The following is a 15,149-nucleotide window of genomic DNA, read 5'->3' on the forward strand; positions in this document are numbered from 1 at the left end:
CTCACGGCGGGAGCCTCTTGCTCCTCCATCACAACGGAGTGCCGCTGCTCAGCACCGCAAGAACCCACGGTTCGCGGCACAAGAATCCACGGTTCGCGCGGGTCAGTACTTCTTGTGGCGGGGCTTCTTCTCGAACTTCTTCGGGCCACGGTCACTGGCGCCGCCGTCGTACTTGTTGTGGGGTGTGCGGCTGATCTCTTCGCCGTCGGCCTTGCTCAGCTCGATCAGCTTGCCGGAGATGCGGGTGCCGCGCAGCTTGTCCCACGCATCGCTGGGCAGGTCGACCGGCAGCTCGACGATCGAGTGGTCGGGACGGATGTCGATCTTGCCGAAGTCGCCGCGACCCAGGCCGCCCTCGTTGGCCAGCGCGCCGACGATCTGGCGCGGCTCGACCTTGTGGCGCTTGCCGACGGAGATGCGGTACGGCGCCATCGGCACGTCGCTGCGACCTCGCGACGGGCGGTCGGGACGCTCGCGGCGGGGGCCGCGGTCGTCTCGGGAGCCACGGTCGGAACGGTCGGAGCGGTCGGAGCGCGTGAAGGTCTGGGCCGGCTCGGGCTCCATCAGCAGGGGCGTCTTGCCCTGGAGTACGACCGCCAGCGCGGCGGCCACGTCGGCCTCGGGCACGTCGTGCTCGCGGACGTAGTGGTTGACCACGTCGCGGAAGAACTCGACCCGGTCGGAGTTGAGCGCCTCGGTGATCGAGTCGTCGAAGCGGGCCAGGCGCGTGGTGTTGATGTCGTCGACCGTCGGCAGCTGCATCTGGGTCAGCGACTGGCGGGTGGCCTTCTCGATCGCCTTGAGCAGGTAGCGCTCGCGCGGAGTGATGAACGAGATCGCGTCACCGCTGCGGCCGGCGCGCCCGGTGCGGCCGATGCGGTGCACGTAGGACTCGGTGTCGGTCGGGATGTCGAAGTTCACGACGTGGCTGATCCGCTCGACGTCGAGGCCACGGGCCGCGACGTCGGTGGCGACCAGGATGTCGAGCTTGCCCTGGCGCAGCTGGTTGATCGTGCGCTCACGCTGGTTCTGGGCGACGTCACCGTTGATCGCGATCGCGGAGAAGCCACGGGCCCGCAGCTTCTCGGCGAGCTCCTCGGTGGCGGACTTGGTGCGGGCGAAGATGATCATCGCCTCGAAGTTCTCGACCTCGAGGATGCGGGTCAGCGCGTCGATCTTCTGCGGGTAGGACACCGTCATGTAGCGCTGGGTGATGTTCGCGGCGGTGGTGGTCTTGTTCTTGACCGTGATCTCGGCGGCGTCGTTGAGGTACTTCTTCGCGATGCGGCGGATCTGCGGCGGCATCGTCGCGGAGAACAGCGCGACGTGCTTCGAGTCAGGGGTGTCGGCCAGGATCGTCTCGACGTCCTCGGCGAAGCCCATCTTGAGCATCTCGTCGGCCTCGTCGAGCACCAGGAAGCGCAGCTCGGAGAGGTCGAGGGTGCCCTTCTCCAGGTGGTCCATGATGCGACCCGGCGTACCGACGACGACGTGGACGCCGCGACGCAGCGCCGAGAGCTGGACGCCGTACCCCTGGCCGCCGTAGACGGGCAGGACGTGGACGCCGTTCATGTGGGAGGCGTACTTCTCGAACGCCTCGGAGACCTGGAGCGCGAGCTCACGCGTGGGCGCGAGCACCAGCGCCTGCGGGGTCTTCTGCTTGAGGTCGAGCTGGGAGAGGATCGGCAGCGCGAAGGCGGCGGTCTTGCCGGTTCCGGTCTGCGCGAGGCCGACGACGTGGCGTCCCTCGAGCAGCGGTGGGATGGTGGCGGCCTGGATGGGAGAAGGCGACTCGTAGCCGATCTTCTTCAGTGCCTTGAGCACCCGTTCATCGAGCCCGAGTTCATCGAAGGTCGGAACAGCATCGATTTCAGGGTCAGTCATGGGGTCCAACCTAGTGCCCGCGCGGCTGGAACCCCTTATTTTCGGCGGAGTCGATCCGCTCACACACGATCTCGGCGAGCACGTCGGGCGCCTCGTCGGGGATCCAGTGGCTCACGCCGGTCAGCACCTGGAGCTCGAACGGGCCGTCGACATGGCGCTCGGCGAGCTCGACTCCGCGGCGGCCCAGCGCGACGTCGCCGTCGCTCCACACCTGGGTGGTCGGAGCCACCACGCGGCCGCGCGCCATGCGTGGATGGGTGAACGGGAGCGCGCGGTACCAGTTCAGCCCGCCGCGCAGGGCGCCGTACTCCACGATGTCGGTGCGGAACGTCTCGACCATCTCGGGAGTCATGCCGGCCCGCCCCAGCGCCAGGCGGGCACCGACGTCCTCGCCGAGCACGCGCTCGGGGACCCACGGCAGCTGGAAGAAGCCCATGTACCAGGAGCGCAGCACCTGGCTGCCGACCATCGAACGCATGAACGCGGCCGGGTGCGTGACCGAGACCGCCGTGAGGCTGCGCACCAGCTCGGGGTGCGCGGCCGCGGTCGGCCAGGCCACCGCGGCACCCCAGTCGTGGCCGACCAGGTGCACCGGCCCGACGTCGAGCGTGCGGATCAGGGCCGCGGTGTCGGAGACCAGGTTCTCCATGCGGTACGCCGTCCGCCGGCGCGGCCTGGCCCGTGGTGAGTAGCCACGCTGGTCGGGCGCGACCGTGCGGATGCCGCGCCCGTGCAGGCGTATGGCCACCTCGTTCCACGACGCTGCGCGCTGCGGGAAGCCGTGCAGCAACACGGCGACGGGCCCGTCGACCGGCCCCTCGTCGATGACGTCGAAGGTGAGCCCGGCATTGCTGTAGGTGGTCACGCGTTGCATACCCCCAGTATGCGTGGGAGCGACGCAGGTCACACCACCCCCCTCTCGACAAGCACCGTCGGCTGTTTACTAAGGTAAGCCTTACCTTAATCTCGGAAGGAGTTCGCGGTGTCCCATCCCTCCGCGCACCACCTGTTCCATCCGGCCAATGCCGACGCCTGGGCGACCACCGTGCTGAGCGGCGTCGCCCACCTGGGCCGCCAGCTGGCCGAGGTCGACGGGCCGTCGAACGGCACCGCCCCCGAACTTGCCGCCAAGCTGGTCGCCGACGTCGACCTCGACACCCCGCTGGGCGACACGACCGCCGCCCTCGAGGAGATGTCCCGCCTCTACCTCGACGACGCCGTGTGGTTCCACGAGCCGAGCTACGCCGCTCACCTGAACTGTCCCGTCGTGATCCCCGCACTGCTGGCCGAGCTCTACGTGTCGTCGGTGAACTCCTCGCTCGACACCTACGACCAGAGCGTCGGCGGCACGTTCATCGAGCGGCACCTCATCGACTGGACCGCGGCCCGCATCGGCTTCCCCGAGACCACCGCTGACGGCATCTTCACCAGCGGCGGAACCCAGACGAACCTCCAGGCACTCCACCTGGCCCGCGGCCGGGTCGAGCACCGGGGCCTCGACCGGCTGCGCATCTTCGCCTCCGCCGACGGGCACTTCAGCGTCCAGAAGGCCGCCCGCCTGCTGGGCCTGGGCGACGACGCCGTGGTCTGCATCCCCGTCGACGAGCGCCACCGCATGCGCCCCGACCTGCTCCGCGGGGCCCTCGACCGGTGCCTCGCCGACGGCAACGTCCCGATGGCCGTCGTCGCCACCGCCGGCACGACGGACTTCGGTGCCATCGACCCCCTCGACCGGGTCGCCGACCTCTGCCACACCTACGCGACCTGGTTCCACGTCGATGCGGCGTACGGCGGCGGGCTGCTGGCCTCACCTCGGCGCAGGCACCTGCTCTCGGGCATCGAGCGCGCCGACTCGGTGACCGTCGACTACCACAAGACGTGGTTCCAGCCGGTCTCCGCGAGCGCGCTGATCGTGCGCGACACGGCCACGCTGCGCCACATCACCTGGTACGCCGACTACCTGAACCCGAAGGACGCGGCCCACCCCAACCAGGTCGACAAGAGCATGCAGACCACGCGTCGCTTCGACGCGCTCAAGCTCTGGCTGACCCTGCGGATCATGGGCCCCGACCTGATCGGCGACTACTTCGACACCGTCATCGACCTCGCGGCCGAGGTGCACGACGCGATGGTGCAGTGCCCCGACATCGAGCTCGCGGCCGAGCCGACGCTGAGCACGCTGGTGTTCCGCTACCGCCCACGGGGGGCGGACCCGGCGACGACCGACGAGGTCAACACCCGCATCCGGGCGGCGCTCTTCGACAGCGGCCGCGCGATGGTCGCCTCGACCAAGGTCGACGGCGAGGTGTGGCTCAAGTTCACCCTGCTCAACCCGATGGCCACCTCGCGCAACATCCTCGACATCGTCGACCGGGTGCGCGTGACCGGGGCCGAGATCCTGACGGGAGCCGCCCGATGAAGGACTTCGTCGCCGTCGGCCTCGGGCCGTTCAACCTCGGCCTGGCCTGCCTGACCGACCCGATCGACGAGCTCGACGGGCTCTTCCTCGAGGCCCGGTCCGAGTTCGCATGGCACCCCGGCATGATGCTCGAGGACGCCACCCTCCAGGTGCCGTTCCTGGCCGACCTGGTCACGATGGCCGACCCCACCTCGCGGTTCTCGTTCCTGAACCACCTCAAGGAGATCGGCCGGCTCTACCCGTTCTACATCCGCGAGTCGTTCTTCCCGCTGCGCCAGGAGTACAGCGACTACTGCGCCTGGGCCGCCTCCCGGCTCGACTCGGTGCGCTTCGACTCACCGGTCACTCGCATCGAGCACGACGGGTCGGCGTACGTCGTGACCACCGGCTCCGGCGAGCAGCACGAGGCGAGGCGGCTGGTGCTCGGCACCGGCACGCAGCCCTACGTCCCCGAGGTGGCGCGCGGGGTGCTTGGTCCCGAGGCAGGCGCAGAGCGCCTTCCTCAACCAGCGGGGGTCACGTGTCACTCGGCGGACTACCTGCGGCGCAAGGCCGAGCTCCAGGAGCTCGAGTCGATCACCGTCGTCGGCAGCGGGCAGAGCGCCGCCGAGGTGTACGCCGACCTGCTGGCCGGCATCGACGAGCGCGGCTACACGCTGACCTGGGTGACCAGGTCGCCGCGGTTCTTCCCGATGGAGTACACCAAGCTCACCCTCGAGCTGACCTCGCCGGAGTACACGTCGTACTTCCAGGGCCTGCCGGGCGAGACCCGGGAGGAGCTCCTGCGCGGGCAGCGCTCGCTCTACAAGGGGATCAGCACAGAGCTGGTGAACCACATCTACGACGAGCTCTACCGGCGCCAGGTGCACGGCGGCACCGAGACCACGCTGGTCACCAACACGGCGGTGACCGCCGCGTCCACGGTGGACGGCCGCGTCCGGCTCGAGCTGCACCACGTCGAGGAGGACGAGCACTTCGCGCTGGAGACCCGGGGCGTCGTCTTCGCGACGGGCTACAACCGCGAGGTGCCGGAGTTCCTCTCCCCGATCCGCGACCGGATCCGGTGGGACGACCACGGCCGCTTCCTCGCCGACGCCAACTACGCGATCGACGTGGCCGGCAACGAGATCTACGTCCAGAACGCCGAGGAGCACACCCACGGCTTCGTGGCCCCCGACCTCGGCATGGGCGCCTACCGCAACTCCAGGCTGATCGCCGCGATGCTCGGCCGCGAGGCCTACCCCATCGAGAAGCGGATCGCCTTCCAGGAGTTCGGCGTCCCCGACCACCTCAGGAGCGCACCGTGAGAATCACCCTGGAACCCGTCGTCGTCGACCGCGATCTCGGCCTGCTGCATGCGTGGGTGACCCACCCGCGCTCGCTCTACTGGGAGATGCAGGGCGCCACCGCCCTGGACGTGGCCCGCGAGTACGACGCGATCCGCGCGAATCCGCACCACCACGCGTGGCTGGGTCGGGCCGACGGCACCCCGCAGTTCCTGACCGAGACCTACGAGCCGCAGCACGGTCCCCTGTCCGGGCTGCCCGAGATCGAGGAGGGCGACCTCGGCATGCACGTGCTGGTGGCACCGCCCTCGACGTACCGCCCCGGCTTCACCACCGAGGTGTTCCGCGCGGTGATGGAGTTCTGCTTCGCCGATCCCGCCGTACGCCGGGTGGTGGTCGAGCCCGACGCCCGCAACGAGAAGATCGCCGCACTCAATGCCGCCGCGGGCTTCGTCGTCGAGCGCCACGTCGACCTGGGCCACAAGACCGCCGCGCTGTCGTTCTGCACCCGGGCGGCGTTCCTCGACTCTGCACTGGGGGTGCCGGCATGAGCACCCCATTCGAATGCTCACTTCGTTCTGCCTCGAACAGGGACCCCGCATGAGAAGCCACGACGTGACGCACCTGCAACCCGATCTGCTCGCGACCGCCCAGATCTCCCTTGTCTGCAAGGCGATCGCCGAGTTCTCCCACGAGCGCCTGCTCGCCCCCGTCGCCGACGGCCACGCCTGGGAGCTGGTCTCCCCCGACGGCTCGGCCCGCTACACCTTCACCGCGCGCCGCCACCAGCTCGAGCACTGGGTACTCGACCGTGACTCGCTCGAGCGCACCGTCGACGACACACAGCGCCCCGTCGACGACACACAGCGCCCCGTCGACGTCCAGCAGTTCCTCGTCGAGTTCGCACCCCTGCTGGGCATTCCCGATGCACTGCTGCCGACCTATCTCGAGGAGCTCGCCTCGACGCTGGCCTCCTCGATGTGGAAGCTCGGAAACTCCACGGCGTCGGCCGACGACCTGGTGCACGCCGACTACCAGGCCCTCGAGGCCGCGATGACCGAGGGCCACCCGGCGTTCGTGGCCAACAACGGCCGGATCGGCTACGGCGGCGACGACTTCGCGGCCTACGCCCCCGAGACCGGCAACGAGGTGCGCCTGCTGTGGGTCGCCGTACGCCGCGACAAGGCGGCGCTGTCCCTGGGCAGTGGCCTGACCGAGGAGTCGCTCTACCGCGACGAGCTGGGCGCGGAGACGCTGGCCGGCTTCGAGGCGACCCTGGCCGACCTCGGGCTCGACGCGCACGACTACCTCTACCTCCCGCTGCACCCGTGGCAGTGGGTCAACCGGGTGGCGATCACGTTCGCCCCCGACGTGGCCCGCCGCGACATCGTGCTCCTCGGCGAGGCGCCGGACACCTTCCGGGCGCAGCAGTCGATCCGCACGTTCTTCAACACCAGCAACCCGCAGCGGCACTACGTGAAGACCGCACTCGCGATCCAGAACATGGGCTTCCTGCGCGGGCTCTCGCCGAAGTACATGCGGGTCACCCCGGCGATCAACGACTGGGTGCACGACCTGGTCGCCGCCGACGACGAGCTGCGGGCCCGTGGCTTCGGCGTGCTGCGCGAGTGCGCCGCGATCGGCTACACCGGTGACGCGTTCCACCACCTCGGCTTCACGTCGCCGTACCAGAAGATGATCGCCGCACTCTGGCGTGAGAGCCCGCTGCCGCAGCTGCGCACCGGGGAACGACTGGCCACGATGGCGTCGCTGCTGCACCGTGACGCCAAGGGCTCCTCGCTGGCCGCCGCGATGATCGTGGAGTCCGGGGTCGCGCCGGTGCAATGGCTGCGCAGCTACCTCGACGCCTACCTGCGGCCGCTGGTGCACTGCCTGCTGCGCTACGACCTCGCGTTCATGCCGCACGGGGAGAACCTCGTGATGGTGATCGAGGAGCACGTGCCGGTGCGGATGTTCATGAAGGACATCGGCGAGGAGGTCGCCGTGATGGGCGACCTGCCCCTGCCCGAGGAGGTCGAGCGGATCCGCGCGGCGGTGCCGGCCGACGAACAGTCCCTGGCGATCCACACCGACGTCTTCGACGGCTTCTTCCGCCACCTGGCCGCAATCCTCGACGAGGACGGCGTCCTGCCGGCCGCCGACTTCTGGAGCGAGGTGCGGGCCTGCATCGAGCGGCACCTGACCGACCACCCGGAGCTGGCCGACGGGGCGGCGAAGCACGACCTGCTGCGTCCGACGTTCCGGCACAGCTGCCTCAACCGCCTGCAGTTGCGCAACACGCTGCAGATGGTCGACCTGACCGATCAGGCAGGTTCCCTGCTGTTCGCCGGGGAGTTGGCGAACCCGGCCGCTCCTGCAACGGTTGCGGAATGACCACCCCATTCAAATGCTCACTCCGTTCCGCTTTGAACAGGGACACCGAATGAGCTCCGAGGTCATCCACGACGCACACGGCATCCCGCACATCCGGGCCGACTCGCTCGAGGAGCTCGCCTTCGCCCAGGGACACGAGATGGCCACCGCCCGGGCCGGCCAGCTCGAGCTCGAACGACTCCGCAGCGAGGGGCGAACGGCCGCCCACCTCGGCCGGGCCGGACTCGAGTGGGACCGCTTCTCCCGGCGGGCCGGCATCGATGACCTCGCACAGCGCGGCTACGACGCGGTCGACGACGAGACCCGCGACTTCCTCGTCGCCTTCACCGACGGCATCAACGTCGCCTTCCGTGACCGGCGCTGGATGCCCTGGACGCCGCTCGGCGTCTTCCTCGTCCAGCAGCTCCAGTTCGGCGCCTACCCGTCCAAGCTCTGGCGCCACAGGGTGTCCACCACGCTCGGGCCGGCGGGGGTGCGGGCCCTCTCGGTGGAGCCGCCGACGGTGGCCGGCAGCAACGCCTACGCGCTGGCCGGTGACCGCACCACGACCGGCCTTCCGCTCGTCGCCGGCGACCCGCACCGGGTCTTCGAGGCACCCAACGTCTACCTCCAGACCCACCTCGCCTGTCCCGACTTCGACGTGGTCGGCTTCTGCTTCCCGGGCGTGCCCGGCATCCAGCACTTCGGCCACGCCGGCTCGGTGGCGTGGGGCCTGACCAACGCGATGGCCGACTACCAGGACCTGTACGCCGAGCAGCTCGAGGTGCACGACGGCCGGTTGGTGGCACTCGGCCCCGACGGCTGGGAGCCGGTCGAGGTGCGCGAGGAGTTCCTCGACATCCTCGACGACGAGCCCGAGCCGGTCGAGATCGTGGTCACCGAGCGCGGACCGATCGTCTTCGAGTCCGACGCGCTCTCGTTGCGCACCGCCTCGTGGGCGCTGGGCGACCTGGGCTTCGGTGCCCTGCTCCCCCTGCTGCGCTCCCAGACGGTCGCCGACGTCGAGTCCGCCCTGGAGCACTGGGTCGAACCGGTCAACAACTGGGTGATCGCCGACTCCGCGGGCGTCGTACGCCACCGGGTGGCCGGCCGGGTGCCGCAGCGGGACCTTGCCAACCGGTTCGGCATCGTGCCGGCCTCCGACGGCCGGCACGCATGGTCCGGCTGGGTGGACGACCTGCCCGTCGTCGATCCCGGGAACGACGGTCGCGTGGTCACTGCGAACGAGCGGACCACCCCGGCGTACGACGCGATCAGCAGTCACTTCGCCGAGTCCTGGCGCGCGGACCGCATCGGCACGCGCCTCGACGCCGAGGAGTCCTGGTCTGCCGAACGCGCGATCGAGCCACTCACCGACGTCCGCCAGCTCGGTGGCGACGCGCTCCTCGCCGCGGTCGCCGCACTCACCGACCTGTCGCCGGAAGCCGCTGATCTTCAACGCACACTGGGGTCCTGGGATCTCGCGATGGCCGTCGACAGCGCCGGAGCAGCGGCCTTCAACGACGTCCGCGAGCGGATCGTGCTGGCTGTCAGCGCCCACCCGGCGTTGGCCGGGCTGACCGATGCCACGGTGTACGGCGACATGTACGTGCCGTGGCTGTGGTTGCCCGGACGCGTCGGCCAGTCCCTGACCAAGCTGCTGGCCCACGGTGAGGGAATCGGCATCGACCTGCCGGCACTCGTGCGGGCCGCCGTCGAGGAGTCCGCCACCGCCACCCCGCGGGCGTGGGGCGAGCGCCACGGCTTCGGGCCGTTGACCGGACTGGCCCAGTTCGGGCTGGACGACGACGTCGTGCCGGTGGCCGGCGAGCCGCTCCCCGGCGACGCCGAGTGCGTCGCGGCAATGGGCTGGCTGCCCGGCACCGACACCTCGGTGCGGGGGCCCGTCGCCCGCTACGTCTGGGACCTCGCCGACCGCGACCACAGCCGGTGGGCCGTCCCGCTCGGCGCCTCGGGCATCCCCGGAGACCCGCACCAGGTCGACCAGTTCGAAGCCTGGCGCGACGGGACGCTTCTCCGGGTCACCACCGACTGGGACACCCTTCGCAAGGAGCACTCGTGACGATCACGCTGAACGCCCGCCTCGCCCTCCGCCCGGTGCACCCCGAGTCCGACGGTGCCCTGCTCCACGGCTGGGTCACCGAGGAACGGGCCAGGTTCTGGGGCATGCTCGAGCGGCCGCTCGACGAGGTCATCGACATCTACACCTACATCCAGGAGCAGCCGCACCTGGCGGCGTACCTCGTCTGCTGGGACGACGAGCCCTGGGCGCTGTTCCAGACCTACGACCCGGCGGTCGACGAGATCGGTGAGTTCTACGACCGACGGCCCGGCGACGTCGGCGTGCACCTGCTGATGGGCCCGGGGAAACGACCCGACGGGTTCTCGGAGGCGATGTTCACGCACCTGCCCGGGTGGGTCTTCAGCGATCCCGGGGTGCAGCGCATCGTGCTGGAGCCCGATGCCCGCAACAACGCCTCGGTGAGCCTGATGCCGCGGATCGGCGCCCGTCTCGGACCCCAGGTCGAGATGCCGCAGAAGACGGCCCAGTTCGCGTTCATCGAGCGCTCGGGGTGGACCGCGCCGAGCGTGTAGACCGCGTGGCTCCGCGCCGGTCAGACGGCGAGGTCGTCGACCGCACGCAGCCGGCGCCCGCCGACCGTGTCGCGCACGAAGCCGGCCACCCGGTCGATCGCCTCGCTGCTCTCGGGCAGCAGGTCGCCCAACACCGGGAACGCGTGCACCTGGCCGTTCCAGATGTGCAGCGTCACCGGCACGCCGGCCCGCTGGAGTCGCTCGGTCATCAGCTCCGCGTCGTAGCGCAGGATCTCGTCGGCGGCACAGATGATCAGCGCCGGCGGCAGTCCTGCGAGGTCGCGGTTCACCGGCGACGCGGCGGGGTCGAGGATCGGCTTGCCGGTGACCAGGCGGGTGATCGCGTCGAGGCGTCGGGCCGGGATGTAGTGGTCGCGCCGGGCGTTGACGTGGTTGCGCCGCTCGGTGTTGTCGAACTCGAGCCACGGTGACAGGCCGACGACACCGCCGAGGCTGATTCCCTGCGCGGTGGCCTCGATCGCCACGGCGAAGGCGAGGTGGCCCCCGGCGGAGTCACCGGCCAGCACCATCGATGAGGCGTCGAAGCCGCGCCGGATCATCCAGTTCGTGGCGTCGACGCCGTCGGCGATGCTCTGGTCGACAAGGGCCTTGTCGTGCTGGCGGTAGGCGACCGACAGCACCGGGACTCCGGTGCGCAGGGCCAGGTGCTCGACGATGCGTCGGTGGGTGGCGAGCCCGCAGAACACGAAGGCGCCGCCGTGGAAGTAGACCAGGCCCGCTGTCCCGGGCTGTGCGTCGTGGGGCGTGACCAGCTCACCGATCCAGCCGTCGCCGGTGACCTTCTCCACGCGCGTGCCGCGGTGGCGCGGGGCGATGCGGGCGCCGATGTCGAGAGCGTGGCGCAGGGGCGCGATCGGCCCGTTCACCGGGAACCAGCGCAGTGCGGGCCGGGCGACGAGCTTCGCGGCCGTCCCGAGCGCGACGGACCGGCAGCTGGTGCGTTCATGGATCTCGATCACGACTCAGTCCTTCCGCCCGAGCGCTTGCTCGTGCAAGCGTCCGGCGACTGTACGACGCCCGGGTGGCCCAGGTCACGTGTTTCAAGCAAGTTGAGTCTTCAAATTTCTCGGACTTTTTCCAACAGGGGTGGGCAATTCGGGCCCCGATCACTACTGTCCAGAGGCATGAGCGACGCCGATGAGCCGCGACCTGAGTACGTCTCCTACGAGGACTTCGGCCGCCAGTTCTTCGTTGCCGCCGTCACCGCCGACCGGATCCTGGCCGGTGTCGACGTCCTCGCCGGCGAGCCCATCGAGTTCGGCCCCATCGGGGTCGGGCCCGGCCGATTGGCCAAGGTGGACGCCAAGGGCCGTATCGGCCGTCCCACGGCCAGCCCACGCCCCGGCGAGCTGGTCGGCTACCGCGTCGACCTTCCGGTCGACCTGCACCTCACCATCGACCTGCAGCTGGACACGCACCGGTTCGACGCGCACCTCGTCGTACCGCTCGAGCTGACCGCGCGAGCGCTGGACGGCTGCACCATCTTCATCGAGGCAGTTCCTCCTCGGGCCGAGCAGGTCGAGCTCGAGCTGAAGGCCGGTGGCCTGCGCGCCTCGCTGCTGCAGAGGGTGGCCGGGGTCGAGGGCGAGATCCAGCGCTTCGTGGCGAAGTACGTCGCCCGCGAGCTCGACAAGCCGGCACTCCGGGCGGCGCGCACGATCGACGTGGCTCGCGCGATCGACTCCTCCTGGAGCGGACCGAGCGCTCAGTGATGTGACACGCGCCACATTGGGTGCAACTCGGGAATGACCTCGCCTAACCTGTAGTTGAAAGTTCAATGAATGCCACGAACACCTCAACTTTCAGGAGCAGACCCGCAATGAGCATCTTCAGCCGCAGCAAGTCCACCGCCACCGCCGAGCCCGTCTTCGACGCCGGCACCAGCGCCCTCGCTGACATCTCGGGCGACTACACCATCGACGCCTCCCACACCTACATCGGCTTCCAGGCTCGCCACGCGATGGTCACGACCGTCCGCGGTGCGTTCAAGGAGTTCGAGGGCACCGCGACGATCGACGCCGCGAACCCGGCCGCCTCGAAGGCCGAGCTGACCATCGCCGTGAACAGCGTCGACACCGGTGTCGCCGACCGCGACGGCCACCTGGCCTCCGGCGACTTCTTCGACGTGGAGAACTTCCCGACCATCACGTTCACCACCACCAAGGTCGAGGCGGACGGCGACGACTGGGCCGTCACCGGCGACCTCACCATCAAGGACGTCACCAAGCCCGTCACGGTTCCGTTCGAGTTCACCGGCTCCGCCCAGGACCCGTTCGGCAACGTCCGCGTGGGCTTCGAGGGCGAGATCGCCGTCAACCGCAAGGACTGGGGCCTCTCCTGGAACGCCGCGCTCGAGACCGGCGGCGTGCTCGTCTCCGAGAAGGTCAAGCTCAAGTTCGACGTCTCCGCGATCAAGAACGCCTGACGAACCGTGGCTTCTTGATGCGCGAACCGTGCGTTCTTGCGCCTCGAACCATGGATTGTTGATGCGCCAGCCGGCCGGTCCCCTTGGGGCCGGCCGGTTTCGTCGTCCCTGAAAACCAGGTGCGCCCCGGGCGACCCTGACCGGACAATCGGGACATGCCCCTCCTCGCAGGCCTGACCACTCGGCCCCTCGCCCTCGACGACGCAGCGGCCGTGACCGCGCTGATGGCCGCCGAGGAGCTGGCCGACATCGGCGAGGTCGCCATCGAGGAGGCCGACATCGTCAGCGACTGGCAGCGCCCCAGCTTCGACCTGGCCGCCTCCACCATCGGCGTCCTCGACGGCGACCGCCTGATCGGGTACGGCGAGCGCTCGCTCGGCAGCAGGGCCGACGCGGCGGTCGACCCTGCGTACCACGGCCGCGGCATCGGCACGTTCATCGCCGAGTGGCTCGAGGAGCACGCCCGCCGCGCCGGTGCACCGCTGCTGGGCATGCCGGTGCCGCAGGGATCTCCGGGCGACCGGCTGCTCGAGGCCCGCGGCTACCGGGTTCGCTGGACGTCGTGGGGGCTGGAACTCCCACCGGGCAAGGCGATTGAGCCTAGGCCGCTGCCCGAGGGGTTCACCCTGCGCGAGGCGCGAGCCGACGAGGCCCGTGCTGTCTGGACAGTCGTCGAGGACGCATTCCTCGAGTGGTCGGTGCGGGAACGCGATCCGTTCGAGGACTTCGCTGCCAAGGTGATGGAGCGACCGGGTTTCCAGCCGTGGAACCTCCGGGTCGTCGCCGACGAGGCCGACGCGGTCGTCGGGGTCTCGTTCGTGATCGACGGCGAGTACGGCGCTTTCATCGAGAAGCTCGCCGTACGCAAGGATCTTCGCGGCCGCGGCCTGGCGCAGGCACTGCTCTCCGACTCGTTCACAGTCGCGCGGGAACACGGCGCCACCCGTTCGGAGCTCAGCACCGACTCGCGCACCGGGGCACTGGGCCTCTACGAGAAGGTCGGCATGGAGGTCACCTCGACGTGGGTGAACCGCGCCCTCGACCTGTAGCCCACTTCGTGTCCGTCATGGGATGCTGACCCTCGTCACTGCCAGGGCTACGCATTCCGGGAGCAACCCACATGACCGAGAAGTCTCGATCCGGCAAGAAGGTCGTCCGCGCCGACAAGGCCCCGGCACCCAAGGGCGGCGCCGGCCGCTCGGGCGGTGGCGGCGACGTCGAGGACCCCGGCCCTACCTGGAAGCCGACGCCCGAGGCGAACAAGAAGGCCACGACGTTCCGGCTCATCGCCGCGACCCTGTGGGTGCTCGCGATCGCCGGAGAGATGTTCGGCATCTTCTACGTGCTGCGCCAGGACGACGTCAACATGGTCCTGCTGATCGCACTCATCGTGGTGATCGGCGCCCTTGCCATGGGTGGCTCGTTCCTGTGGAAGAAGGCGAACCGGCTCGATCCGGCCTCGCGCCAGGACACCGTGCGGTTCTTCGTGCAGAACCAGCTCGGCGCGATCATCACGGTGATCGCGTTCCTGCCGTTGATCGTGATGATCTTCCTCAACGACACGATGGACAAGAAGGACAAGGCGATCGCCGGCGGCATCGGCATCGCGGTGATGGCCGTCGCCACCCTGTTCGGGATCGAATGGGACTCGCCTTCTGTCGAGCAGTACACCGACGAGACCAACCAGGTCGAGGACGTCGTCGGCGAGAACCTCGTCTACTGGACCAAGTCCGGTGAGGTCTTCCACCTCTGCGCCGACGTACCCGCGGTCAACCGCGAGTCGAAGGACGGCAAGATCTATGAAGGCACGGTCGCCGAGGCACACGAGGCCGGCAAGTCGCGGCTGACCAAGCAGGTCGACTACGAGGCCAAGGTCTGTGGTTTCGACACCGGCACCTCGGGCGGCTCCGACGCACCCGCTTCGGACGAGCCCGAGCCCAGCGGCGCCGTCGAGCCGTCACCTTCATCCAGCGAGTAGCCCCGCGGGCCGGGCCGGCTCGCTCGCTGGACTGCGACCCGGATCGTGCAGGTGCATGGTTTGGACACGAAATGCGGCCACATCTGTTATGTCGCAGGACATCGGTGACGATTCTGTATCAGCACATCGGTGACAGTGCGTGGCTGT

The 15,149-nt window shown here is 69.5% G+C and carries 13 protein-coding genes; 10 read left to right on the forward strand and 3 right to left on the reverse strand.

The genetic code is table 11. The features are described from left to right. Positions 1 to 102: 102 nt before the first annotated feature. Both ASH02_RS17230 and ASH02_RS17235 read right to left on the reverse strand, forming a co-directional pair. On the reverse strand, positions 103 to 1,884 hold the full coding sequence (locus ASH02_RS17230) for a DEAD/DEAH box helicase (RefSeq protein WP_082563930.1): 1,782 nt from the start codon (positions 1,882 to 1,884) through the stop codon (positions 103 to 105). A gap of 10 nt (positions 1,885 to 1,894) precedes the next feature. After that, entirely contained in the window at positions 1,895 to 2,758 is an 864-nt protein-coding gene (locus tag ASH02_RS17235) for an alpha/beta fold hydrolase (protein WP_057295132.1), read from the reverse strand. 108 nt (positions 2,759 to 2,866) lie between these two features. Between ASH02_RS17235 and ASH02_RS17240 the strand changes: the two genes are divergently transcribed. From ASH02_RS17240 to ASH02_RS17265, 6 genes are read left to right on the forward strand one after another with little or no spacing between them, the layout of a single operon-like run. Continuing rightward, positions 2,867 to 4,303, forward strand: coding sequence for a pyridoxal phosphate-dependent decarboxylase family protein (locus ASH02_RS17240; protein ID WP_057295133.1), 1,437 nt, complete (start codon positions 2,867 to 2,869; stop codon positions 4,301 to 4,303). Then, entirely contained in the window at positions 4,300 to 5,610 is a 1,311-nt protein-coding gene (locus ASH02_RS17245) for a lysine N(6)-hydroxylase/L-ornithine N(5)-oxygenase family protein (RefSeq protein ID WP_057295134.1), read from the forward strand. Before ASH02_RS17240 ends, ASH02_RS17245 begins: the two co-directional genes overlap by 4 nt. Continuing rightward, a complete protein-coding gene (locus ASH02_RS26685; protein ID WP_057295135.1) occupies positions 5,607 to 6,140 on the forward strand; it encodes a GNAT family N-acetyltransferase in 534 nt (177 codons plus the stop codon). The genes ASH02_RS17245 and ASH02_RS26685 overlap by 4 nt, the downstream gene beginning before the upstream one ends. A gap of 49 nt (positions 6,141 to 6,189) precedes the next feature. Beyond that, positions 6,190 to 7,983 (forward strand): IucA/IucC family protein, encoded by a 1,794-nt coding sequence (locus ASH02_RS17255; protein ID WP_200949899.1) that lies wholly within the window; start codon positions 6,190 to 6,192, stop codon positions 7,981 to 7,983. Positions 7,984 to 8,032: 49 nt separating this feature from the next. Then, positions 8,033 to 10,045, forward strand: coding sequence for a penicillin acylase family protein (locus tag ASH02_RS17260; RefSeq protein ID WP_056890429.1), 2,013 nt, complete (start codon positions 8,033 to 8,035; stop codon positions 10,043 to 10,045). Next, positions 10,042 to 10,578: a GNAT family N-acetyltransferase gene (locus tag ASH02_RS17265; protein ID WP_056890430.1), complete on the forward strand. Its 537-nt coding sequence runs from the start codon at positions 10,042 to 10,044 to the stop codon at positions 10,576 to 10,578. The genes ASH02_RS17260 and ASH02_RS17265 overlap by 4 nt, the downstream gene beginning before the upstream one ends. 20 nt (positions 10,579 to 10,598) lie before the next feature. On the opposite strand, the gene ASH02_RS17270 is transcribed toward ASH02_RS17265, so the two are convergent. After that, entirely contained in the window at positions 10,599 to 11,558 is a 960-nt protein-coding gene (locus tag ASH02_RS17270) for an alpha/beta hydrolase (RefSeq protein ID WP_056890431.1), read from the reverse strand. 165 nt (positions 11,559 to 11,723) lie between these two features. Between ASH02_RS17270 and ASH02_RS17275 the strand changes: the two genes are divergently transcribed. The 4 genes from ASH02_RS17275 (at position 11,724) to ASH02_RS17290 (ending at position 15,002) form a co-directional block, all read left to right on the forward strand. Beyond that, entirely contained in the window at positions 11,724 to 12,311 is a 588-nt protein-coding gene (locus ASH02_RS17275) for a hypothetical protein (protein WP_057295136.1), read from the forward strand. A 107-nt stretch (positions 12,312 to 12,418) separates the two neighbouring features. Then, on the forward strand, positions 12,419 to 13,024 hold the full coding sequence (locus ASH02_RS17280; protein ID WP_056684592.1) for a YceI family protein: 606 nt from the start codon (positions 12,419 to 12,421) through the stop codon (positions 13,022 to 13,024). Between the two features lie 155 nt (positions 13,025 to 13,179). After that, complete coding sequence (locus ASH02_RS17285; RefSeq protein WP_056684589.1) at positions 13,180 to 14,073, forward strand: GNAT family N-acetyltransferase; 894 nt, start codon at positions 13,180 to 13,182, stop codon at positions 14,071 to 14,073. Positions 14,074 to 14,144: 71 nt separating this feature from the next. Beyond that, positions 14,145 to 15,002, forward strand: a complete 858-nt coding sequence (locus ASH02_RS17290; protein ID WP_056684586.1) for an ABC-2 transporter permease — start codon at positions 14,145 to 14,147, stop codon at positions 15,000 to 15,002. Positions 15,003 to 15,149 lie beyond the last annotated feature (147 nt).

Source organism: Nocardioides sp. Soil796, assembly GCF_001429525.1.
Taxonomy (GTDB): domain Bacteria; phylum Actinomycetota; class Actinomycetes; order Propionibacteriales; family Nocardioidaceae; genus Nocardioides.